General features: G+C 39.8%; 21 protein-coding genes. 13 read left to right on the plus strand and 8 right to left on the minus strand.

Annotation, left to right across the window (positions count from 1 at the left end; translation table 11 throughout):
* Positions 1-60: 60 nt before the first annotated feature.
* From ABD682_RS02685 to ABD682_RS02720, 8 genes are all read right to left on the minus strand, one after another.
* On the minus strand, positions 61-1,134 hold the full coding sequence (locus ABD682_RS02685; RefSeq protein ID WP_344738723.1) for a PA0069 family radical SAM protein: 1,074 nt from the start codon (positions 1,132-1,134) through the stop codon (positions 61-63).
* 5 nt (positions 1,135-1,139) lie between these two features.
* Complete coding sequence (locus ABD682_RS02690) at positions 1,140-1,922, minus strand: enoyl-CoA hydratase/isomerase family protein (RefSeq protein WP_344738725.1); 783 nt, start codon at positions 1,920-1,922, stop codon at positions 1,140-1,142.
* Between the two features lie 3 nt (positions 1,923-1,925).
* On the minus strand, positions 1,926-3,383 hold the full coding sequence (locus tag ABD682_RS02695) for a sensor histidine kinase (protein ID WP_344738727.1): 1,458 nt from the start codon (positions 3,381-3,383) through the stop codon (positions 1,926-1,928).
* Between the two features lie 99 nt (positions 3,384-3,482).
* A complete protein-coding gene (locus ABD682_RS02700) occupies positions 3,483-4,031 on the minus strand; it encodes a CopD family protein (protein ID WP_344738729.1) in 549 nt (182 codons plus the stop codon).
* 17 nt (positions 4,032-4,048) lie between these two features.
* Entirely contained in the window at positions 4,049-5,404 is a 1,356-nt protein-coding gene (locus ABD682_RS02705; RefSeq protein WP_344738731.1) for an MATE family efflux transporter, read from the minus strand.
* The gene (gene hemH, locus ABD682_RS02710) at positions 5,404-6,438 is read right to left on the minus strand and encodes a ferrochelatase (RefSeq protein WP_344738733.1); all 1,035 of its coding nucleotides are present in this window, start codon (positions 6,436-6,438) and stop codon (positions 5,404-5,406) included. Before hemH ends, ABD682_RS02705 begins: the two co-directional genes overlap by 1 nt.
* A 19-nt stretch (positions 6,439-6,457) precedes the next feature.
* A complete protein-coding gene (locus ABD682_RS02715) occupies positions 6,458-6,616 on the minus strand; it encodes a hypothetical protein (protein ID WP_344738735.1) in 159 nt (52 codons plus the stop codon).
* A 5-nt stretch (positions 6,617-6,621) separates the two neighbouring features.
* The gene (locus ABD682_RS02720; protein WP_344738737.1) at positions 6,622-7,506 is read right to left on the minus strand and encodes an AraC family transcriptional regulator; all 885 of its coding nucleotides are present in this window, start codon (positions 7,504-7,506) and stop codon (positions 6,622-6,624) included.
* 203 nt (positions 7,507-7,709) lie between these two features.
* On the opposite strand from ABD682_RS02720, the gene hemA reads away from it, so the two are divergent.
* From hemA to ABD682_RS02785, 13 genes are all read left to right on the plus strand, one after another.
* Entirely contained in the window at positions 7,710-8,972 is a 1,263-nt protein-coding gene (gene hemA / locus ABD682_RS02725) for a glutamyl-tRNA reductase (protein ID WP_344738739.1), read from the plus strand.
* 74 nt (positions 8,973-9,046) lie between these two features.
* The gene (locus tag ABD682_RS02730) at positions 9,047-10,780 is read left to right on the plus strand and encodes a TrkH family potassium uptake protein (RefSeq protein WP_344738741.1); all 1,734 of its coding nucleotides are present in this window, start codon (positions 9,047-9,049) and stop codon (positions 10,778-10,780) included.
* 11 nt (positions 10,781-10,791) lie between these two features.
* The gene (locus ABD682_RS02735; protein WP_344738743.1) at positions 10,792-11,478 is read left to right on the plus strand and encodes a potassium channel family protein; all 687 of its coding nucleotides are present in this window, start codon (positions 10,792-10,794) and stop codon (positions 11,476-11,478) included.
* Positions 11,479-11,515: 37 nt separating this feature from the next.
* Positions 11,516-13,093, plus strand: coding sequence for a hydroxymethylbilane synthase (hemC, locus tag ABD682_RS02740; protein WP_344738745.1), 1,578 nt, complete (start codon positions 11,516-11,518; stop codon positions 13,091-13,093).
* 17 nt (positions 13,094-13,110) lie between these two features.
* Positions 13,111-14,139 (plus strand): uroporphyrinogen decarboxylase, encoded by a 1,029-nt coding sequence (gene hemE / locus ABD682_RS02745; protein ID WP_344738747.1) that lies wholly within the window; start codon positions 13,111-13,113, stop codon positions 14,137-14,139.
* A 112-nt stretch (positions 14,140-14,251) separates the two neighbouring features.
* Positions 14,252-15,169 carry an oxygen-dependent coproporphyrinogen oxidase gene (gene hemF / locus ABD682_RS02750; RefSeq protein WP_344738749.1) on the plus strand — a complete coding sequence of 306 codons (918 nt, stop codon included), beginning with the start codon at positions 14,252-14,254 and terminating at the stop codon, positions 15,167-15,169.
* A gap of 17 nt (positions 15,170-15,186) precedes the next feature.
* On the plus strand, positions 15,187-16,179 hold the full coding sequence (hemB, locus tag ABD682_RS02755; RefSeq protein WP_344738751.1) for a porphobilinogen synthase: 993 nt from the start codon (positions 15,187-15,189) through the stop codon (positions 16,177-16,179).
* 82 nt (positions 16,180-16,261) lie between these two features.
* Positions 16,262-17,341, plus strand: a complete 1,080-nt coding sequence (locus ABD682_RS02760; RefSeq protein ID WP_344738753.1) for a CNNM domain-containing protein — start codon at positions 16,262-16,264, stop codon at positions 17,339-17,341.
* 6 nt (positions 17,342-17,347) lie between these two features.
* Entirely contained in the window at positions 17,348-17,821 is a 474-nt protein-coding gene (locus ABD682_RS02765; RefSeq protein WP_344738755.1) for a methylated-DNA--[protein]-cysteine S-methyltransferase, read from the plus strand.
* 97 nt (positions 17,822-17,918) lie between these two features.
* Entirely contained in the window at positions 17,919-20,366 is a 2,448-nt protein-coding gene (locus ABD682_RS02770; RefSeq protein ID WP_344738757.1) for a penicillin acylase family protein, read from the plus strand.
* Positions 20,363-20,722 carry a hypothetical protein gene (locus ABD682_RS02775; RefSeq protein ID WP_344738759.1) on the plus strand — a complete coding sequence of 120 codons (360 nt, stop codon included), beginning with the start codon at positions 20,363-20,365 and terminating at the stop codon, positions 20,720-20,722. The genes ABD682_RS02770 and ABD682_RS02775 overlap by 4 nt, the downstream gene beginning before the upstream one ends.
* An 11-nt stretch (positions 20,723-20,733) precedes the next feature.
* Positions 20,734-21,447 (plus strand): 3'-5' exonuclease, encoded by a 714-nt coding sequence (locus ABD682_RS02780; RefSeq protein WP_344738761.1) that lies wholly within the window; start codon positions 20,734-20,736, stop codon positions 21,445-21,447.
* The gene (locus ABD682_RS02785) at positions 21,448-23,127 is read left to right on the plus strand and encodes an ABC transporter ATP-binding protein (protein WP_344738763.1); all 1,680 of its coding nucleotides are present in this window, start codon (positions 21,448-21,450) and stop codon (positions 23,125-23,127) included.
* The last annotated feature ends 127 nt before the right edge of the window (positions 23,128-23,254 follow it).

The raw sequence follows: 23,254 nt of genomic DNA on the forward strand, positions 1-23,254 counted from the left end.
GTCTTATTTAGTTTAGTTGGTAAGAGTGGGCTGTGGTGGCCCACTTTTTTTTGCTTTAAACTAAAAAAGTTTAAACTGACCATCCTTGTAGGTTTCGTGTAACTCTTTATTTAAGGTTACCTTTTCTTTATCTCTAAAGTATTTATGCTTGGCAAGTTCCATCAAATCGTTAATTTGCTGGGCTATTTTACCGGTTCCACGCATACGTCTTCCAAATTGGTTGTCGTTCAATTGGCCTTCATGACAGGATGCTATTTGATGCAGTACTTTTTCAGCGCGATCGGGTAGGGTTTTCTCGATCCAGTCTTTAAAAAGATCCCCAATAGCTCCATTTAAACGCACTACAATATGACCTAAAGAAGATGCACCATGTTCCGCGGCAGCTTTAGCCAAGGGTAAAATTTCATGGCTATTTATTGAAGGAATTATCGGAGCCAACATCACATTTACAGGAATGCCATTGTCACTCAAAATCTTTACGGTTTCCAGACGTTTTTTGATACAGGCTGTTCTGGGTTCTAAAATGCGCCGGGTATCTTCCGATAAGGAAGTAATCGATATACTCACCGAAATTAAATGGTCTTTAGCCAGTTCTTTTAGAAGATCGAGATCCCGAAGGATCAAGGCATTTTTTGTAATGATGCCAACTGGATGTTTGTATTTTAAAAATACTTCAAGACATTTTCGTGTGATTTCGAACTTTTTTTCAGCCGGTTGATAGCAATCCGTATTTCCTGACAGCACAATAGTTTCGGCTTTCCAACTTTTCTTTTTTAAAAAGGCTTCCAATAATTTTGGTGCATCTTTTTTGATCAAAATCTGCCGTTCAAAATCTAATCCCGGGCCTAAACCCCAGTATTCATGAGAGTTTCGAGCGTAACAATAGATACAGCCATGTTCGCAACCCTGATAAGGGTTCATGGAGTACATCATCCCGACATCGGGACTCGTAACTTTATTAACAATAGTTTTTGGGAAAACCTCGGAATATGTGGTTTTATTCGAAGTACTTTCTTCACCTTCAACCCGACAATATTCTAGAAAATCATCACGAAGTTCGTGCGACAACTCAAAAAACCGATTATTCAATTGGCGTTGAGCGCCCCGACCTTTTATGGATGATTTAGAATCCATCACATTTATTCTCCTTTAAAATTCGCTTTGCGCTTTTCTAAAAATGCTGAAGTACCTTCTTCAAAATCATCCGTTCCAAAACAATGCCCGAAGGCCTCTATTTCAACTTCAAAACCATTAACGCCTTCTTCATAATTAGCATTGATAGCTTTGATAGCCTGCCCAATGGCCACTAAAGAGTTTCTACTGATTTTGCTTGCTATCTTTTCACTAAACGGCAATAACTCTTCTTGTGACGTTACATGATTTACTAGACCATAATTCAAAGCCTGATTAGCATCGATCATACCCGCTGTCATGATGAGTTCCATAGCACGCCCCTTTCCTATCAATTGCGGCAAACGCTGCGTTCCACCATAACCCGGGATAACGCCAAGCGACACTTCCGGTAGGCCCATTTTAGCATTATTACTCGCTATTCTGAAATGGCAGGCCATGGCTAACTCTAAACCACCACCAAGCGCAAAACCGTTAACGGCTGCAATAACAGGCGTTTCTAAATTTTGAACAAAATCAAATAACAACGCTTGTCCTCTAGCTGCCAGCTGACTTCCCTGTGCCTCATCAAAATCTGCAAATTCACTAATATCAGCACCTGCAACAAACGCTTTTTCGCCACTTCCGGTGATGATAATTACCTTCGTGTCTTTATCAGCATTGGCACTTTTAAACGCCTGGTGTAATTCATTAATGGTCTCCCTGTTTAAGGCATTCAGTTTTTTTGGCCGGTTAATTGTTATGGTGGTTATACCATTTTCAGTTTCTGATATAATGTTGTTAAATGTCATAATTTATTCTTTAGGAAATGTAACTTTAAATGTGGTGCCTTTATCTTTTTCAGACACAAATGAAATCGTTCCTTTATAGGTTTCAACAATGTTTTTTACCATGGCTAATCCCAGACCCATACCACTGGTTTTTGTAGTGAACTTTGGCTCAAAAACCTTACTTTTATTTTCTTCTTTAACGCCTGAGCCATTATCACAGACCGTGATGACTACGTTGTCACCATCCGTTCCTACATTGATAACGATCTTAGGATCTGGTTGGTCTGCCATAGCCTGAATACCATTCTTCACTAAGTTGGTAACCACGCGTATCAGTTGCGTTCGGTCAAACTTAGCAATTATATTCTCCTGTTCAGCAGTAAAAAAGATGAAATCCTCACTAAAAATATCCAGAGCCAGCCTTACAATTTTAACAACGTTTAGAGTTTCGTTCTGTTGTGCCGGCATTTCGGCAAAGTTAGAAAATGCTGAAGCAATGGAACTCATGGTATCAATTTGTTGAATCAGTGTTTTACTGTATTCATCTAATTTTGAATGAATATTTTTATCCTGTGGGTCGAACTTGCGTTGAAAGCTTTGAACCGTTAAACGCATTGGGGTTAAAGGATTTTTAATTTCATGAGCCACTTGTTTTGCCATTTCCCGCCAGGCCTGTTCTCGCTCGCTTCGCGCCAGTTTTACAGCACTTTCCCTGAGTTCATCAATCATGCTGTTATACGATTTTACAAGGGTTGAAATTTCTTCACTGGTATCTTTTACCTCAATTTTTTCATTGGTCCGTTCTAATCTCGTGGTATTCATTTTATCACTGATACTTTTTAGTGACTTCGTAATGTATTTCGACAATAAATACGACATCCCGATAGCCATGGCGAGCACGAACAAATAGGCGTAACTGATGCGTTCTAAAAATTCACTGAGTTCTTTCGCTAAAAAGTCATCATTTTCTAAATAAGGAATATTCAGGATGGCCAGGGTTTTCGATTTGTTATCGGTAATATAAGTGAATGAGGATTGAAAGGTCTCGCCGTTCAACTTTAATTTATCTACATACCGGTGTTGTGAGGTATTAGCAAGTTGATTGAGTATTTTAGGGTCTAAACAAGTGTCCAGATCTTCTTGCTTTATGCCTGTTTTTGAGGAAATAAGAAGGTTTCCCTCCAGGTCATACAGGTTAATTTGCAATTTGTGAATGTTGGCAATGTTGTAAACTTCTTCTTTGAAAATGAATGGAATATTCTCCGTTTTTACCTCCCAGGTGTTTTGGCGACTATTCAAAACGCTCTTGATATGGTTCTGAATATTACGCTCTTTGGTGGCCAAACGATCTTTATGATAATCTTTTGTTTCCTGCTTATACTGATAAATGGCTACGAGCGTAATCGTGATAGACGCTACCAAAACCAGGAAAATCATGGCCAGGAAAATACGGTGTCTTAAAGAGAGTTTTTTAATTTTCATCTGAAAAATTGCTGCTATAAATATAGCAATAATCGCACCAAAGCATTAAAAAAGAAGCAGACAAATCATTAAAACTAATGGGGTTCTCAAACCAAAAAATCAGGCTTCAGGATTTTTTTCGCGAATTCGTTTATACATTCTAAAGCCCAGCATAATTAAAACACTAAGCACAATAAGGCCTATCAAACCCCAGATCCAATTGATCGCGCTTTTCAAAATCACTAAAAACACAACCGCAAAAAGAATAAATGTTGCTCCTTCATTCCAAATTCGCATAAAATTTGAAGATTTCTTGAATACATCGTTTTGCAATTGCTTATAATATTGATGGGTTTTAAGATGATATAAAATAAGAAGTACAACAAAGGCTAATTTAAGTTGCATCCAGGCCTGCAACAACCAAAAAGGTTGCAAAATGATCAACCATATAGCAAAAACAGTTGCTAAAATAGCCGACGGCCAGGTAATAATATACCACAAACGCTTGGCCATAAGTTTGAGTTGTTTTCCGAGTATTTCCCGATCGGGGGAAGGCTTGGAATGCGCTTCAATTTGATATACAAAAAGCCGTGGTATATAGAAGAGTCCGGCGAACCAGGTGATCACAAAGATCAGGTGAAAAGCTTTAATGTACGGATAGTAATCCATAGTTCGTTTGTTTCCTGCTAAGTTAAAACTTCCTCATTTAAATTCTTATTAATTTCCCTGTAAAGGAACCAGGCCGTTACAATGGTCGATAGGGTATCAGATATTGGAAATGCCACCCAAACGCCAAGTTCTCCCATAAAAAGAGGTAAAATAAATATCAATGGAATAAAGAAAAACCCTTGCCGTGATAAGGTAAGTAATAAGGCTTGCCGTGCTTTACCAATAGCTTGAAAAAAAGCAGCACCAATAAGTTGTATCCCAATAATTGGGGTTGCCGCAAAAACCCAACGCATATCCGAAGGTGTTTGAGCTAATACATCCGCATCATCAGTAAAGAGTCGGGTTATCGCATCTGGAAAAAGCATCAACATGATGAAAACTAAAGTAGCCAAACCAGCCGCATATTTAATGGCTGTATAAATACTTTCTTTAACCCGGTTGTATTTGTGAGCCCCATAATTAAAGCCCGCAATAGGTAAAAATCCTTGGGTAATTCCAAAAACGGGAAACAAGGCGAACATGAGCATGCGAGCCACAATGGCATATGAAGTCACAGAGGTTTCACCGCCGTAATGGAATAAAATATTATTCATAAATAAATACGTAACACTCACTACAGCCTGGCGTGCCAGAGTTACAAATCCTAATGATGCTATCTCAGAAACGATGGGTTTATCGAGTCGGAAATGTGAGCGTGTGATCTTTATTTCAGAATTTTTTGAAAGGAAAAACCAAAGAATAAACAGGAAACACAACATATAAGATCCCGTTGTAGCCCAGGCCGCACCTTCCATCCCAAGATCCAATAGATTGATGAAAACATAATCTAAAATTAAGTTTCCTACTGATGGAATCATCATAGCATACATGGCAAATTTTGGTTTGCCTTCTGCCCGGATCACCGTATTTCCCATCATACATAAGGCGAGAAACGGAACCCCGTAAAGTACGATGATATAGTAAATTTTGGCCGGTTCAAAGATGGCGCCTTTTCCACCAAAGGTGGGAATAATGGAATCCACAAAAATGAGTCCCAAAATAGCCATGGAAACCGTTAAGAGCAACGTTAAAGTGAGCTGATTACCGAAGGTCTTTAAAGCCTTTTTCATATCATCGGCGCCTAAGGCACGAGAAATGATCGAAGAACCACCGATACCGATGGACATCCCCAAGGCCGCAATAAAGAAGGATACCGGAAGCACCACGTTGATCGCTGCAATGGCGGTAGGACCAATCCAATTACCAACAAAAATGGTGTCGACTAAAATGTTGAGCGACATTACCAGAATCCCGATAGAGGCCGGTACAGCTTGTTTTACGAGAAGTTTGCTAATAGGAAGTTTTCCTAAATCTTCAGAGGATACCTTTGCCATTATGCCGTTACCATTTCAGAGCTTACCCACTCATTGATCCAATTCGACAATAAATTTACAAAGGCTTCATCATCGTTCAAACAAGGGATGGTGACAAAATTCTTGCCGCCTACTTCATGGAAGATCTCCTCGCCTTCCATGGCAATTTCCTCAAGTGTTTCAAGGCAATCGCTTACAAAGGCCGGGGTTACGATAGCCATATTTTTTATGCCTTCTTTTCCTAAACGCTCAATGGTTCTGTCAGTATATGGTTGTAGCCACGGATCGAAACCTAATCGCGATTGAAAGGACGTGGAAAAAGTTCCGGGCTCCAAACCTAATTTTTCTCCTACCAAACGGGTGACTTCATAACATTGGTGCCGGTAACAAAACTCGTGCGCTGCACTTTGTGTTCGGCAGCAACTCCCATCGATCTGGCAATGTGATTTCGTAACATCGCTTTTGCGGATATGACGTTCCGGAACACCGTGATAAGAAAACAGCAGATGTTCATATTCCTTGCCTTCCAAATGCTCTTTTATAGCGTTTGAAAGCACTTCGATATAATCCGGTTTGTTATAAAATGCGGGTACGGATTCCATTTTTAACTGCGGAAAAAATTCCTGACGCAGCTCTTCAGCCAAAACAGTAATGGTTTCTGTTGTAGCCATCGCAAATTGAGGATACAAAGGAAAAAGTAAAACTTCTTCCACACCTTGATCCACCAGTTCTTGAAGGCCTTTTTTGATGCTCATACTTCCGTAGCGCATGGCTAAAGCCACGGGCTGCTCTACCTGCTTTTGAATTTTTTCCTGAAGCCTTTCAGAAATCACGATCAAGGGAGAACCTTCGTCCCACCAGATCTTTTGGTAAGCTTTTGCGGAAGCTTTTGGGCGTGTGTTGAGGATAATGCCTTTAACGAGTAAGGTTCTGGCCCATTTTGGTAAATCAATAACGCGTTCATCCATTAAAAACTCACCTAAATATTTTTTAACGTCTTTAGGCTTCGGTGTGTCGGGCGAGCCCAAATTCACTAACAATATTCCTTTTTTCATTTTCTTTTTCTATTTCGATTTAGCTATTTTTTTGTTTTTGTTGATGGTACAACTCAGGCCGTTTTTCATTGTAATCGAGGTCTTGAAAAATCCCACAAGACACATTAGGTCGTGCCAACGATTTACCTCTGTTGAATTGTTTGGATAATGCTTCGATCTCTGGTGTTAAGTACTTCATAGCGATCAATTTAAAGACATAACATATTTTTTCGGCGTTGTACCATATTTCTTCTTAAAGGCAGAAATAAAATGACTCGAGGTGCTGTACCCAACCTTTAAACCAACTTCATTCACATTATTTTCTCCTGACTCCAACAACTTGCGTGCAAATTCCATTTTATAGTCAAAAAGAAAACTAAACACCGAATCGCCATAGATCTGTTTAAAACCTTCTTTAAGTTTTTTGATGTTCAGCCCGATCTCTTCGGCCAATTCCTGAAGCGTTGGCGGCTCTGCCATTCTCGAAATCATGATATCCTTGGCTTTACGAATTTTGATCACATTAGCTTCATCCACTAAAAACGGACATTGTTCCACATCGGCTTCTTCACTGCGATTAAAATATAAACTTAACAACTCATAGGCTTTTGCCCGGTAGTACAATCCTTTTATGGAAGGATTCAAATTAAAATTAATTAACTGATTCAATACGATAGCCATGGATGGCGATATCAAACCATCTTTATAGTATTTCTTATCGCGATTTTCTTCACTTAAAAACGTGATATATCCCGCTTCAGTTGAAAATAGACTATGAAATTTTTTAATGGAGATTAAAATGGAGACCATCCAGGAATTAGGTTCCAGAGTAAGGTCTATTGGTAATTGACGCTGGGGATTGTAAAGTAACAAGGAATTCTCCTCGTGGATATCTAAAATGTAACGCCCTTGATTAAAGCTAAATTTACCGGTACCTTTAACACAAAAATGAAACTGTATATAATCGCTATGAATCTCTTTTACAATATTTTGCGCACTAGATTCATCATTTTTATAGGTTAAAATTAAAAACCCGGTATCAATCGGAGTTTCTTCAAAAGAACTTTGAGCGTTATTTTTTTTCGACATATCGACGCTTTGCATATTCCTTTTATTTAGATTCGTTCTAAATAATTACCGTCAAAACAACCGTAATTGCTGCAAAAATAAGGTTTTTATACATCATTTTATAAAAATCACTTTAAAAAACTTGAAACGACATTAAAAGTTCCTTCAGCGTTACTTTTTTACAAAGCATCCCTATAATTTTGCTAGACGTTTTTAGAAACAGGATGCAGAACTTTAATATGTCGCGTAGTCAATCATTTTACGCCATCGGCTTGAGCTATAAAAAAGCCGATGCGGATATGCGTGGTCGTTTTAGTTTAGATGAAGCATCCACGCTGGCTTTACTGGAGCAAGCCAAGACTAATGGCGTGGAAAGTTTGGTAGCTACTTCTACCTGTAATCGTACTGAACTTTATGGTTTTGCACAACATCCTTTCCAGCTCATTCAACTCCTTTGCGAAAATACAGAAGGCACTGTTGAAGAATTTCAAGAGGTTGCCTATATCTATAAAAACAAGGAAGCCATCACGCATATGTTCCGTGTAGGTTCCGGCTTGGATAGTCAGATCCTTGGAGATTTTGAAATTATCAGTCAGTTGAAATCCAGTGCTCGACTTTCAAAAAAACACGGTTTATTAAATCCCTTCTCCGAGCGATTGATTAATGCCGTGATCCAGGCAAGTAAGCGCATCAAGAATGAAACCGATATATCTACCGGAGCAACCTCGGTATCCTTCGCTTCCGTACAATACATTTTTGACAATGTTGAAAATGTTTCCGAAAAAAACATTTTACTTTTCGGAACCGGAAAAATTGGTAGGAACACCTGTGAAAATCTGGTAAAACATACCGAAAACAAACACATCACCTTAATAAATCGTACCAAAGATAAAGCTGAGAAAATTGCCGGAAAATTTAATTTGGTAGTTAAGGATTATTCAAATTTACAAGAAGAACTTACGCAGGCTGATATTTTAATTGTGGCCACCGGAGCACAACGCCCAACGATCGATAAACAAATCATTCAGTCGAAAAAACCACTGCTCATTTTAGATCTTTCCATCCCCAAGAACGTTGATGAAAATGTGAAAGAACTACCGCAGATTACCCTCATACACCTGGATCAGTTATCGCAGATCACCGATCAAACCCTAGAAGCCCGGAAAGCCCATATCCCTTCTGCGGAAGCCATCATTGAAGAGGTTAAAAGCGATTTTAACAGTTGGCTTGAAACCCGAAAATTTGCACCTACCATTAAAGCTTTAAAATTAAAATTAAATGAATTCGCCCTTGCGGAATTAGATACACAGCGTAAAAAACTTGTTGATTTTAATGAATCTCAGGCAGAACTCATCAGTAAAAATATCATTCAAAAAATCACAAACCACTTCGCACATCATTTAAAAGATGAGGGCGTTTCCACAGATGAGAGTCTGGAACTCATCAAAAAAGTATTTCAGCTGGAACAACACTCAACAAATGCCTAAAATCAGTACATTTGCTACTGCTTTAAGGCTTCCCATAAGGTTTTTCGAATTCCTTAGAATATTAAAACAACTCAATGAAAAATAAGCTTTTTGTTAATTTATACCGCTTCATTGATATTATAATCCTGACGTTTTTAGTATTCGATTTTGGATTTTCCGTAAACGACGACTATAAACCTTATAAACTCGTTGGTTTTTTTGCAATTACAATTACGTTAGTTGCCTTCAACGTCATCAAGCATTACCAGTTTCGGGATAAAGGTTCTAAAAAATCGGTTCGTATCAATCTGATCATTCTGTTGTGGACACTTTTTGCTGCCACGGTATTCATATTGTACAATAGTGATCATACGGTTGTAGAACAAACCCTTAAAACCAAGGTGATCTTTGAGATCGGATTGTTTTTATACTTGCTGATCCGGCTATCATTCCTCATCAAATACATCTATAAAATATACTTTAATCCGGCCATACTTTTTGTTGGGAGTTTTGGAATTTTCTCTTTGATAGGCGCTTTTTTCTTAATGCTTCCCAAAGTAACAACGCACGGTATTTCATTTATTGATGCCTTGTTTACTTCTACAAGTGCTATTTGTGTTACGGGACTTATCGTTTTGGATACCGCTAAAGATTTTACCCAACTTGGGCAAACCGTCATTATGGTACTCATCCAGATTGGTGGTTTAGGAATCTTGACCTTCACCTCCTTTTTTGCTTACTTTTTTAAAGAAAATTCATCGTTTAGTGAAGGTATGTATATTAAGGATTTCACGTCTTCAGAAAATTTATACGACGTATTTAATCTGGCCGTAAAAATTGTGTTGTTCACCCTTGGAATTGAAGCTATTGGAGCTTTGCTTATTTATACCTCAATTAGCGACGACCCTACAGTAAACAATAAATTCTTTTTCTCCATTTTCCATTCAGTTTCGGCTTTTTGCAACGCGGGTTTTTCAACCTCATCATCTAGTTTTTATGCTGCGACGCTTCGCTTTAATTACGGCCTACAATGGGTGGTTATGATCCTCATTGTTTGCGGCGGATTGGGTTATAATATTGTGTTCAACATATTTACTTATTTCAAGACCTTTTTACTTAATCTGTTCAAAGCAAAAAAAATAAAAACGGTTCGTGTTATAACTTTGAATTCAAAATTAATCCTGGTTACCACGCTCGTATTACTCCTTGCAGGTGGTTTGTTTTTCTATTTTGGTGAAGCCAATTTTACTCAAAAAGCACACACCTCAATTTTTGGCAAAATTACCACAGCAATGTTTTCTTCGGTTACGCCCAGAACTGCAGGATTTAATACGGTAGATTATACGCATATGGCAACGCCATCGTTGTTATTTGTTATTTTATTGATGTGGATCGGAGCTTCACCGGCCTCTACCGGTGGTGGTATTAAAACCAGTACTTTTGCCATTGCAACCCTGAACATTTTTGCAACAGCCCGAGGTAAAAAACGCATTGAGATCAATTCCCGTGAGATCTCCAGTAGCACCGTGAACAGAGCCTTTTCAATTATTAGTATTTCATTGATCATTATTGGTGTAGCCATCATGTTCCTGCTCTATTTTGAACCGGATAAAACCCTGATGGAACTGGCCTTCGAATGTTTTTCGGCATATAGTACCGTGGGGCTCAGTTTAAATGTAACGCCTACTTTATCTTATGGCGGAAAAATTGTCATCATTTTGGTGATGTTCTTAGGGCGTATCGGTATGTTGAACTTATTGTTTGGAATTATGGGTGAAGTAGAACAAAAATTCTACCAGTATCCACAGGAAAATATTTTAATTAACTAAAACGAAACACTATGAAAATTATCATTTTTGGTCTCGGTAATTTTGGAATGTCTTTAGCCTTAAGCCTAACGGAAACAGGGAACGAGGTTATTGGTGTTGACAACAAAATGGATAAAGTCAATTTAATAAAAGATAAGATTTCTCATAGTATTTGCCTGGATTCGACCAACGAACAAGCGTATCAGGCATTGCCTATTCAGCAAACAGATATTGCCGTGGTGGCCATTGGGGAGAATGAAGGTGCTGCCATCATCACTACCGCCATCATTAAAAAACTATCCAAAGCCCGTGTGATCAGCCGTTCGCTATCACCAATACACGACACCGTGTTACAGGCTATGGGTATCGATTTTATTGTACATCCCGAACAGGAAGCCGCGGAGAAACTCACTAATAAAATCAATCTTAAAAATATTGTAGACAACTTTAAAATTGATAGCCGTTATTCCATTTCCGAGCTTAAGGTTCCTGATGATTTTGTAGGCAAAACCATTGAAGAGATTGATATCCGAAAAAATTACAATCTAAACATCATTACCATTTTGCGTAAAAACGAAAAAACCAACCTCATCGGAGTGTCCACCACACAAATGGAGGTTATCGGGATTCCAACAGGTAACACGGAGATTGAGAAAGGAGATGTCATGGTAGTCTTCGGACTAAATGAAAAAATATCGGAAATGGGAAATATGAGTTAATCGTATGTAATCAGAATTTCAAAACCAAAAACAAAACATGTCTAAAACCATTCGAATAGGAACACGCGATAGCGAATTAGCCCTTTGGCAGGCCAATATTGTAAAAAAATTATTGGAAGAACAGGGTTATAACACCACTTTGGTTCCTGTAAAATCCACAGGCGATATCGTGCTGGATAAGCCGCTTTACGAATTGGGCATCACCGGAATTTTTACCCGAACTTTAGACATCGCTATGCTCAATGAGGATATCGATATTGCCGTGCATTCCTTAAAAGACGTCCCCACTATTTTACCTAAAGGTATTGTGCAGGCCGCTGTTTTAAAACGTGGTAATGTAAACGACACTCTGGTTTATAAAAACAATGAAGAATTTTTAAGTGCGAAGCACGCCGTTGTCGCTACCGGAAGTCTGCGCCGTCGTGCACAATGGCTCAACCGTTATCCAACGCATACTTTGGTGGATTTACGTGGAAATGTGAATTCACGCCTTCAAAAGCTTGAGGATAACGACGATTGGAACGGGGCTATTTTTGCCGCAGCCGGAATTGGCCGTATTGGGATCCGTCCGGAACAGGCTATAAATCTTGACTGGATGATTCCCGCACCTGCTCAAGGCGCTATCATGGTCACCGCCTTAGAAGAAGATGATTATGTTCTGGAAGCTTGTGCACACCTCAACCACAAAGAGACTGAAATTTGCACCACTATCGAACGCCAGTTTTTAAATAAACTCGAAGGTGGCTGTACAGCACCCATCGGTGCCCTGGCGTATATCAAAAACGAGGAAGTAAATTTTAAAGGTGTTCTATTAAGTGAAGACGGCACCAAAAAAATTGAAGTTTCCAAAGTAAAGAAACTGGGGCAACATGACGATATCGCTGAGTTCGCGGCAAATTATATTATTGAACGTGGTGGAAAACGACTCATGGATGCACTAAGACGTTCGCACAAAAAAACCACAATATATTCAACTAAAAGTTTAACAGAAGACCAACGTTTACTGTTCCATGACAAAGTGGTTTCAGAAAGCAGCGATTTTATAAAAATCAGCCTCAACCGGATTCCACCGCGCATCTTGCGAAACCCTATTAAAAACGTTATTATCACCAGTAAAAATGCGGTAGAAGCCTTAACAACAAACTTCTCACCGGCCGAATTGCAATTCGAAAATATTTACTGCGTCGGGCGCAGAACAAAAAGACTTATCGAAAAAAAAATAGGCCCGGTAAAGCATCAGGAAAAGAATGCGAAAAGTCTGGCGAAATATTTAATAGAATACTTAGAAGGCACAGAAGTTACGTATTTTTGCAGCGATTTACGTTTGGATACGCTCCCTGATCTACTAAAAGAAAATCATATTAAAGTGAATGAGGTTGAAGCCTATCAAACCAAATATGATGGCGTTCAGGTAGATCCTACGGTTGAAGGCGTTATGTTTTTCAGTCCGTCTACTGTGGAAAGTTTTGTGAAGGCCAACCGTCAGGAAATAATCGCCTTTTGCATTGGAGAAACCACAGCTCTGGAGGCAAAAAAACATTTCAGTGATGTGCGTGTCGCGAAAGTGCCAACCGTGGAAAGTGTTATCGAACTGGTAAATGCACATTACGTCTAAAAAAGAAAAAAAGAACTATGAGTATAAAGAACGATTTATTTTTAAGAGCTTTAAAAGGAGAAACCGTTGAACGACCGCCGGTTTGGATGATGCGTCAAGCCGGACGCTATTTACCGGAATTCATGGAAATCCGTGAGAAATATGATTTTTTCACGCGCTGCCGAACGCCGGAACTTGCCAGTGAGATCACCGTGCAACCCATTCGCCGGTACGGCATGGATGCCGCCATCTTGTTCAGCGATATCCTTGTGATCCCACAGGCCATGAATATCGAGGTACAAATGAAACCCAATTTCGGTCCGTTTTTACCAAACCCCGTGCGCACACAAGCCGATGTCGACCGCGTGATTGTTCCCGATGTTTCAGTAGAATTAGACTATGTTTACGAGGCTATCAAAGCCACAAAAGAACTTCTAAACAACGAGATTCCGCTCATCGGATTTGCCGGTTCACCGTGGACTATTTTGTGCTATTGCGTGCAGGGTCAGGGTAGCAAAACCTTCGATAAAGCCAAGGCCTTTTGCTTCACCAATCCGGTGGCAGCTCATGAAATGTTACAAAAGATCACGGATACCACTATTGAATATCTCAAACAAAAAATTGAAGCCGGCGTCGATGCCGTTCAGGTCTTCGATTCCTGGGGAGGCATGTTGTCACCCACCGATTATCAGGAATTTTCGTGGCAGTATATCAACCAAATTATCGAGGCGCTCAAAGATTACGCTCCGGTAATCGCTTTCGGAAAAGGCTGTTGGTTCGCCCTCGAAGATATGGCAAAAAGTAACGCCGCAGCACTCGGAATCGATTGGACTTGCGCCCCTAATGTAGCACGTCAGCTCACAGGAGGCAACATAACGTTACAGGGCAATTTCGATCCCGTGCGCCTATTGTCGCAACCATCCGACATTAAAAAAATGGTGCATCAAATGATCAACGAATTCGGCAAAGACAAGTACATCGTCAACCTCGGTCACGGCATTTTGCCCAACATCCCGGTTGAAAATGCGAAAGCTTTTATCGATGCCGTAAAAGAATATAAAGCCTAGTTTTTGGGCGTTACCACAAGGGTCGCGCTTTCGGCAGTCGCTTCCCTGCGGGCGAGCTCCAACAATGCCTCAATCCCTAACGCGGCTGATGAACAAAATAGAAATTGTATAAATGAAAGATAAATTTTATCAATACATACAAGATTTACAGGACAGCATCACGGCAACGCTAGAGACCATCGATGGCAAAGCCACATTTCAGGAAGACCTTTGGGAACGCCCAGAAGGTGGTGGCGGACGCACACGGGTTATCGAAAATGGTGCCGTTTTCGAAAAAGGCGGTGTCAATATTTCCGCCGTTCACGGCCCACTACCGAAAACCATGCAAAACTATTTCAAGGTATCCGACTGCGATTTTTTTGCCTGCGGTCTAAGTCTTGTTATTCATCCAAAAAATCCCATGGTGCCAACGGTTCATGCCAACTGGCGCTATTTTGAAATGTATGATAAACAAGGGAACACCATAGATAGTTGGTTTGGTGGAGGACTCGACCTCACGCCGTATTACCTTTTTGAAGCTGACGCGAAACATTTTCACGAAGTGTGTAAAACCGCCTGCGACAAACATCATCCCGATTTCTATCCGGAATACAAAGAACGTTGCGACACCTATTTTTACAACAGCCATCGTGGTGAGGGTCGCGGTATCGGAGGTTTATTTTTCGATTACTGCAAAGAAACCGACGCCATGAGCATGGAAGATTGGTATAATTTCGTTACTGAAGTGGGCGATAGTTTTTTAGAAGCCTACAAACCAATCGTTGAAAAACGTAAAGATCTGGATTACACAGAAGCACAACGAACCTGGCAGGAAATCCGTCGAGGTCGCTACGTGGAATTCAATCTCGTTCACGATAAAGGCACCCTGTTTGGACTGAAAACCAACGGGCGCATCGAAAGTATTTTAATGAGTTTGCCACCCAAGGTCCAATGGGTGTACGACCATCATCCCGAACCGGGAAGCTGGGAAGCGAAACTTGTTGATGTTTTAGAAACCCCGATCGACTGGGTGAATAAAGAAATTAAATAATATTAAACCGTTTCATCATGTATCCATTACAACGCAACAGACGTTTAAGAACCAGTGAAGCCATCCGCGCCCTGGTTCGTGAAACAACCCTGAGTCCAAACGATTTTTTAGTGCCACTTTTTGTGGTTGAAGGCAAAGGCGTAAAAGACGAGATCACCTCCATGCCTAATTACTACCGCTACAGTTTAGACCTTTTGGAAAAAGAGGTGAAATCCCTTTGGAATATGGGCTTAAAAGCAGTCTTACTCTTTGTAAAAGTGCCGGATAACCTGAAAGACAACGTTGGGAAAGAAGCCTTAAATCCTGAAGGATTGATGCAACGCGCCATCAAAACGGTTAAAAATGCCTGCCCGGATATGTTGGTTATGACGGATGTTGCTCTCGACCCCTATTCCGTTTACGGCCATGATGGCATTGTGAAGAACGGCATTATTTTAAATGATGAAACCGCCAAAGTTCTGGGTCAAATGAGTTTATCGCATGCGCAGGCCGGAGCCGATTTTGTAGCTCCCAGCGATATGATGGACGGTCGTATTTTAACCATTCGCGAAGCTTTAGATAATGATGGTTTTATAAATACAGGTATCATGAGTTATTCAGCCAAATACGCCTCGGCGTTTTACGGTCCATTCCGTGATGCCTTAGATTCCGCACCGGTTGATGCTACTGATATTCCAAAGGACAAAAAAACCTATCAAATGGATTTCGCTAACCGGTCCGAAGCCATTAAAGAAACTGAAATGGATATTGATGAAGGTGCCGATATTGTCATGGTAAAACCCGGTTTATGTTACCTCGATATTGTTCGCGAAATTAAAAATGCCGTAGATGTTCCGGTAGCGGTTTACCAGGTGTCCGGAGAATACGCTATGATTAAAGCTGCCTCGGAAAAAGGCTGGTTAGATCATGATGCGGTGATGATGGAACAAATCACATCCATTAAACGTGCGGGAGCTGATATTATCGCTTCATATTTTGCGAAAGATGTTGTTAAAATCTTAAATAAATAGTTCCTTTACATCAGCTATCGGCGTTCAACAAAAAAGGTGTATATTAGGATTTGAAAATTAAGAATCAACAAATCCTGATTTCATGAGCGCACTAATTTTTTGGGCTTTCCTTTCTATTTTCTTTTCTTTTTTATGCTCCATACTGGAAGCTGTTCTATTGAGTGTCACACCAACATTCATTAATGTTAAAAAAGAAGAAGGTAAACACTATGCAACCACCCTGGAATCCCTGAAAAAGGATGTGGATAAACCACTTATTGCCATACTTACCCTGAATACGATTGCGCACACCGTAGGTGCTATGATGGTGGGAATTCAGGCGGAAGAATTACCGTATAAAATAGAGATTCTTGGCTTCAATACCGTTGGTGTTGTTTCAGCGATCATGACCTTATTGATCTTGATCGCTTCAGAGATTATCCCGAAAACCATAGGAGCCAAATACTGGAAAGCATTAGCAAATTTTGCTTCAACAGCGATTTCAATACTGATTTTTCCTTTACGTTGGACAGGCATTTTATGGCTTTTACAACTCTTTACAAAACTGATTGGCGGAAGTAGTCACGGTAGTGTTTTGAGTCGTGAAAGTTTTATGGCCATGACCGATGCTGCACATAAAGAGGGCGTGTTCAAGGAAAATGAAAGTAAGATCATTAAAAACCTGCTCACCTTCAAAAAGGTGTTTGCAAAAGACATCATGACCCCGAGACCGGTTATGAAAATTGAAGATCAAAATACAACAGTTGCTGACTTTTTTGAAAAAAATATGAATCTTCGATTTTCCAGAATTCCTATTTATGCCAAACAAGAGGACGATATTACAGGTCTGGTTTTAAAGGATGAAATTTTTAAGGAAATGGCTTTGGATAACGGTGATAAAAAACTAGTGGATTTAAAACGTCCCATTATCATTGTTGTGCGCAACCTACCCATTCCGAAATTATTCGATAAACTGGTAGAGACCAGAAACCACATGGCTTTGGTTGTGGATGAATACGGTTCGGTAAGTGGATTGGTAACCATGGAAGATGTTATTGAAACCCTACTTGGCCTGGAAATTATGGATGAGAGTGATAACGTTTCCGATTTACAATATCTGGCGCGAAAAAGCTGGGAATCACGGGCTAAAAAACTAGGAATTTATGACAACTCAAATTCTTAAAAGTTCATGACGGCCTGCATCATTAAAACGCCACTAGGTTTCACTAAAATAGAAGGCGATGCAGAGGGTATTTCGGCCATAACGGTGCTTAATTCAGAGGAAAAAATTACCGATATTATTCCTGAGGAACTCGAAGATTGCGCCATACAACTTCAAGAATATTTTGAAGGAACCCGGACGCAATTCGACCTTAAACTAAATCCGTCAGGAACCGATTTTCAAAAACGTGTTTGGGATAAATTACTTGAGATTCCCTTCGGCAAAACCATTTCCTATTTAGATTTGTCTAAACAATTGGGCGACGTTAAAGCCATTCGTGCTGTGGCCAGTGCCAATGGCAAAAATCCACTTTGGATCGTAGTGCCCTGTCATCGCGTTATTGGAAGTGATGGGAGCTTAACCGGTTATGCCGGAGGCATCCATCGGAAACAATGGCTATTGGAACATGAAAGTCCCTATAAACAGCAAAGCCTGTTTTAAAATCTTCAACAGTTCTTCAACTTAAAACCATTCAAAAAACAAAGGTTTTTAAGCGATTTATTTCCTATATTTAATTTCTCTAAACTAAACTTGCCTAATGAAATATTTCAAATTTATTCTGGCCTTCATCATAGCTTTTGGCATTTTTTATGCCTTAAATAATCCTTTAGGCTCTGCCCCGGTATTGGGTGCTTTTTTTAATCCAAACCAAGGTTTTTGGCAAAACGATAAAACAACAAATGTTTCGGGAAATTTAGATCTGCCTGGTCTAAAAGAACCGGTAACCGTGTTTTACGACAAGCATTTAATTCCGCATGTTTTTGCCCAAAATGATACCGATCTCTACCGATCACAAGGATACATTACGGCGCAACACCGCTTGTGGCAAATGGAATTTCAAACCTTTGCATCGGCCGGGCGCTTAGCTGAAATTGTAGGCGAAAAAGCTGTCCCATTCGATCGCATGCAACGCCGGAAAGGTTTAGGTTACGGTGCTGAAAAAGCTTTGGAACGCATTAAAAAAGACCCTGAGATTTTGGGATATCTTGAAGCTTATCGCGATGGTGTAAACCGTTATATTCAAACCTTAAATCCTAAAGATTGTCCTATAGAATACAAATTACTGGGTTACGCTCCGGAACCGTGGACCCTTGAAAAAACCACTTTACTGTTCATGTATATGACAGACGACCTTTGTGGTTACAGCAATGATTTTACTTATACACATTTACTCAAAAAATTTGGTGAGAATAGATTCAATAAGATGTTCCCGGATTTTTATGATATCATAGATCCTGTAATTCCTGTGGAAACCGATTGGAGTTATATCGATACACCAATCACCGAAATTCCGCAGTCTCAAATACCCCAGGATTCCATTGTTGAAACCATGGAAGATCCGAATCCCTCTAACGGTAGTAATAACTGGGCGGTCTCCGGCACAAAATCCTATTCGGGTCACCCCATCCTGGCTAACGACCCACACCTGGGATTGAACTTGCCATCGATCTGGTACGTGATGCAACTGGCAACACCAGAACATAACAGTTTTGGAGCAACCTTGCCCGGTGCCATGGGCGTTGTTTCAGGTTTTAATACCCATATTGCCTGGGGAGAAACCAATGCCACGCGTGATGTTAAGGACTGGTATAAAACCACATTTAAAGATGCCTCCAGAACTGAATATAAATACGGCGACAGTTGGCGCAAGACCAAAATACGCTTGGAGAACATCAAAATAAAAGGTAAAGAAACTTACGTGGATACGGTACTTTATACCCATGAAGGTCCGGTGAGTTACGATTATAATTATAAAGGCACTCAAAAAACCGTAGGTTATGCCATGAAATGGACAGGCCATATGGGAGGTAATGAACAACGCACTATTTTAGAACTTAACGAGGCCAAAAATTACGATGATTATGTAAGTGCCCTAAAACACTGGGTGGCTCCGGCACAAAATTTTGTGTTTGCTTCCACGGAAGGTGATATTGCCTTATGGATTCAGGGGCTTTTCGCTAATAAATGGAAGGGACAAGGAAAATTTCTGATGGACGGCAGTAATCCGGATAATGAATGGCAGAGTTTTATTCCGCAGGAATTCAACGCTAAAACGAAGAATCCCGAGCGCGGTTTTGTGAGTTCTGCAAATCAGCATCCGGTAGATCAACAATATCCTTATTATGTGTTTAACGATCATTTTGAAGCCTATCGGAATCGGGTCATCAATGATTTTTTCCGGTCGAAAGACCATGTGACCATTCAGGATTTTAAAGATTTGCAGAACAATGTTTTCAATTTGAAAGCTTCGGAACTTTTGCCTTACATTTTTGAACACATGGATACTTCTACTTTAAATCCTGAAGAAACTGAGTTTTACAATCAAATAAAAGACTGGGATTTCAACAATACGATAGATTCACACGCCGCAACCATCTGGGAAGTGTGGTGGCCCAATCTATTCAACATAACCTGGGATGATGTAGATTGGGAAGATGCTTTGAAGAAAAAACCAGATTCTAAGAGTAAAGATTATTTTAAACGAACGCTTCATTATCAAACCATTTATTTATTGAAAAACGATCCGGATAGTGCGATTATGGATCTTGTAAATACCCCTGAAAAAGAAACCTCATCTGATCTGTTCTTGATCTCATTCAAAGAAACTGTAAAGCAAATAAAAGACTGGGAAGCGGAAAACGGCGATGATGCCTGGGGAAAATATAAGGGTACCTACGTAGGGCACTTACTTCAAGCCTTACCTGCATTTTCACGTTTTGATATCCCCGTTGGCGGGGACAGAAATACGGTGAATGCTGCAGACACAAATCACGGACCTTCATGGCGCATGATCGTGGAAATGACCTCTCCACCAACCGCACTTGGAATCTACCCCGGCGGTCAATCAGGGAATCCCGGAAGTCCGTATTACGATAATTTTATCGACGACTGGGCCGCTGGAAATTATTTAAATCTCGACTTTATGCAAAGCGCGACATCCGATGATGAAACCATGAGCACACAAACCTTAAATCCAACACCATGAAACGAACGCTGGTCCACTTTATATTAGTTATTGTTATTGCCATCATTTTAGGGCCATTTTTTCCATGGTGGTCTGTTATGCTTGCAGGATTTTTATCAGGATTGTTTATGCCATTGAAAAAAGCAGCAGTGTTTTTTATTCCCTTCCTCGCTATTGCTTTGCTATGGATGATTCAGGCTTTTATTATAAGCAGCGCTAATGATTTTACCTTGGCAAAGAAAATTGCGGTATTATTTCCGTTAGGTGGTAACCCCTATCTCCTAATTTTAGTGACGGGAATTGTAGGTGGATTGGCAGCCGGAGTAGCCGGAATTTTAGGCAAGCAATGCCATGCTGTTTTCATTTCAAAAACATAGATCCCAAACCTATGATTACCAAACTTAATCTCGAAAATATTTTATTTCTGGATATTGAAACCGTTCCTGAAACCGAACATTTTTCAGATCTGGATGAAACAAAACAGCTCCTTTGGGAACATAAATCGCAATACCAGCGAAAGGAAGATTTTACGGCTGAGGAATTTTATGATCGTGCGGGTATTTGGGCCGAGTTTGGAAAGATCATTTGTATTTCCGTAGGGTATTTCAATATTTTGAACGACAAAAAAACCTTTCGGGTAACTACATTTCATGGTAATGAAGATATCATTTTAAAGGATTTTAAAAATTTACTGGACACCCATTTTTTCAGAGCGAATCATTTGCTTTGTGCTCATAACGGTAAAGAATTCGATTTTCCATACATTGCACGACGGATGATCATTCACGGTGTTGAATTACCGGATAAACTTAATTTGTTTGGCAAAAAACCCTGGGAAGTACCGCATTTAGATACCCTGGAATTGTGGAAATTTGGTGATTACAAAAATTACACCTCGTTAAAATTACTCACCAATGTTTTAGGGGTACCGTCACCTAAAGATGATATTGACGGCAGTGAGGTTTATAGAGTATATTACGAGGAAAAAAACATAGACCGCATTATTAATTATTGCGAAAAAGATACCATTGCTGTAGCTCAAATATTATTGCGCTTGCGTGGTGAAGAATTATTAGACGAAGAGGACATCATTCATAAATAAATGGCGGAAAAACCCTTATTAAAAGTTGAAAATTTATCGGTAGCCTTTGGTGAAAATACAGTGGTGACCAATATTTCTTATGACTTATTTCAGAACGAAATTTTAGGAATTGTAGGTGAATCAGGGTCGGGAAAATCGGTGTCGTCATTAGCCATTTTGGGTTTGCTTCCAAAACGTATTTCTAAAATTACTTCCGGAAAAATTTTGTTTCGCGAAGACGATCTTATTTTACTTCCGGAAAAACGTTTTCAGGATATTCGCGGGAAAAAGATCGCTATAATCTTTCAGGAACCAATGAGTTCCTTAAACCCATCCATGACCTGCGGAAAGCAAGTTCAGGAAATGTTATTGGAGCACACCAATCTTTCTAAAAAAGAAGCTCAGGAAGAGACCCTTTCTTTATTTGAAAAAGTAAAACTCCCGGAAGTTAGGAATACCTATAACAAATATCCACATGAAATTTCCGGTGGCCAGAAACAACGTGTGATGATCGCGATGGCTATTGCCTGTAAGCCCGATATTTTGATCGCCGATGAACCAACAACCGCCCTGGATGTTACTGTTCAGGCAGAGATCATTAATTTATTGAAGCGCCTTCAGAAAGAAACCAAAATGAGCATCATTTTTATTACCCATGACCTCGCGCTTATTTCTGAGATCGCCCAGCGGGTACTGGTGATGTACAAAGGCGCTATTGTTGAAGCAGGTTCTGTAGAAGCAATATTTAAAACGCCGCAGCATAATTACACAAAAGCATTAATCAATTCGAGGCCTTCGCTGGATGTTCGCCTGAAAACACTTCCAACGATTCAGGACTACCTCAGCGGTACCACCTCAAAAGCAACAGTGACAAAGAAAGAACGTGAAAAGAATCATAAAGCTTTATATAGCCAACCACCATTACTGGAAGTTATTAATGTTGAAAAAACCTATTTTTCAAAATCCGGTTGGTTCTCAAAACCACATGGTTTTAAGGCGGTAGACCAGGTGAGTTTTAAATTATATGAAGGTGAAACTTTAGGTCTGGTAGGAGAATCCGGTTGTGGAAAATCGACCCTTGGCAATGCTATTTTACAACTGGATAAAGCCACAAAAGGTGCCATTCTTTATAAGGGTGAAGATATTACCAAACTTGGAAAAAAAGCTACCAGAGATCTACGAAAAGACATTCAAATAATCTTTCAGGATCCTTACTCTTCTTTAAACCCAAGAATCCCAATTGGGAAAGCGATTATGGAACCCATGCAGGTTCATAAATTGTATAACTCAGATCAGGAGCGTAAAGAAAAAACTATTGAAATTCTGGATCGTGTGGGTTTATCAGAAGCCTATTTTGATCGGTATCCGCACGAGTTTTCCGGAGGCCAGCGCCAACGGATCGGTATTGCCAGGACTATCGCTTTGCAGCCTAAATTGATCGTATGTGACGAATCTGTTTCGGCTCTGGATATTTCCGTACAAGCTCAAGTTCTTAATTTGCTGAATGAATTAAAGGAAAGCTTTGGCTTTACATACATTTTTATTTCACACGATCTTGCCGTTGTAAAATATATGAGTGACCAGTTACTGGTGATGAATAAAGGGAAAATCGAGGAAATTGGTGATGCCGATGATATATATTCGGCGCCTCAAAAAGATTACACCAAAAAATTAATTCATGCTATACCCAAAGGGTTATAGCATGAATATTTTCTTGGTTAAATAAATTAAACTTTTAAAAAACTGTATGTTGTGCTTTACAGTTTCACTGAATTTACTTTCTTCTTTAGTAGGTTGTTCAGGTAGATTTGCGGCAAAATTCATAAGT

The organism is Gaetbulibacter aestuarii (genome assembly GCF_039537665.1).
GTDB lineage: Bacteria > Bacteroidota > Bacteroidia > Flavobacteriales > Flavobacteriaceae > Gaetbulibacter_A > Gaetbulibacter_A aestuarii.

Coding starts and splice junctions, on each gene's coding strand:
- ABD682_RS02685 (WP_344738723.1), bottom strand. CDS start 1,134: ATGGATTCTAAATCATCCATAAAAGGTCGGGGCGCTCAACGCCAATTG.
- ABD682_RS02690 (WP_344738725.1), bottom strand. CDS start 1,922: ATGACATTTAACAACATTATATCAGAAACTGAAAATGGTATAACCACC.
- ABD682_RS02695 (WP_344738727.1), bottom strand. CDS start 3,383: ATGAAAATTAAAAAACTCTCTTTAAGACACCGTATTTTCCTGGCCATG.
- ABD682_RS02700 (WP_344738729.1), bottom strand. CDS start 4,031: ATGGATTACTATCCGTACATTAAAGCTTTTCACCTGATCTTTGTGATC.
- ABD682_RS02705 (WP_344738731.1), bottom strand. CDS start 5,404: ATGGCAAAGGTATCCTCTGAAGATTTAGGAAAACTTCCTATTAGCAAA.
- hemH (WP_344738733.1), bottom strand. CDS start 6,438: ATGAAAAAAGGAATATTGTTAGTGAATTTGGGCTCGCCCGACACACCG.
- ABD682_RS02715 (WP_344738735.1), bottom strand. CDS start 6,616: ATGAAGTACTTAACACCAGAGATCGAAGCATTATCCAAACAATTCAAC.
- ABD682_RS02720 (WP_344738737.1), bottom strand. CDS start 7,506: ATGTCGAAAAAAAATAACGCTCAAAGTTCTTTTGAAGAAACTCCGATT.
- hemA (WP_344738739.1), top strand. CDS start 7,710: ATGCAGAACTTTAATATGTCGCGTAGTCAATCATTTTACGCCATCGGC.
- ABD682_RS02730 (WP_344738741.1), top strand. CDS start 9,047: ATGAAAAATAAGCTTTTTGTTAATTTATACCGCTTCATTGATATTATA.
- ABD682_RS02735 (WP_344738743.1), top strand. CDS start 10,792: ATGAAAATTATCATTTTTGGTCTCGGTAATTTTGGAATGTCTTTAGCC.
- hemC (WP_344738745.1), top strand. CDS start 11,516: ATGTCTAAAACCATTCGAATAGGAACACGCGATAGCGAATTAGCCCTT.
- hemE (WP_344738747.1), top strand. CDS start 13,111: ATGAGTATAAAGAACGATTTATTTTTAAGAGCTTTAAAAGGAGAAACC.
- hemF (WP_344738749.1), top strand. CDS start 14,252: ATGAAAGATAAATTTTATCAATACATACAAGATTTACAGGACAGCATC.
- hemB (WP_344738751.1), top strand. CDS start 15,187: ATGTATCCATTACAACGCAACAGACGTTTAAGAACCAGTGAAGCCATC.
- ABD682_RS02760 (WP_344738753.1), top strand. CDS start 16,262: ATGAGCGCACTAATTTTTTGGGCTTTCCTTTCTATTTTCTTTTCTTTT.
- ABD682_RS02765 (WP_344738755.1), top strand. CDS start 17,348: ATGACGGCCTGCATCATTAAAACGCCACTAGGTTTCACTAAAATAGAA.
- ABD682_RS02770 (WP_344738757.1), top strand. CDS start 17,919: ATGAAATATTTCAAATTTATTCTGGCCTTCATCATAGCTTTTGGCATT.
- ABD682_RS02775 (WP_344738759.1), top strand. CDS start 20,363: ATGAAACGAACGCTGGTCCACTTTATATTAGTTATTGTTATTGCCATC.
- ABD682_RS02780 (WP_344738761.1), top strand. CDS start 20,734: ATGATTACCAAACTTAATCTCGAAAATATTTTATTTCTGGATATTGAA.
- ABD682_RS02785 (WP_344738763.1), top strand. CDS start 21,448: ATGGCGGAAAAACCCTTATTAAAAGTTGAAAATTTATCGGTAGCCTTT.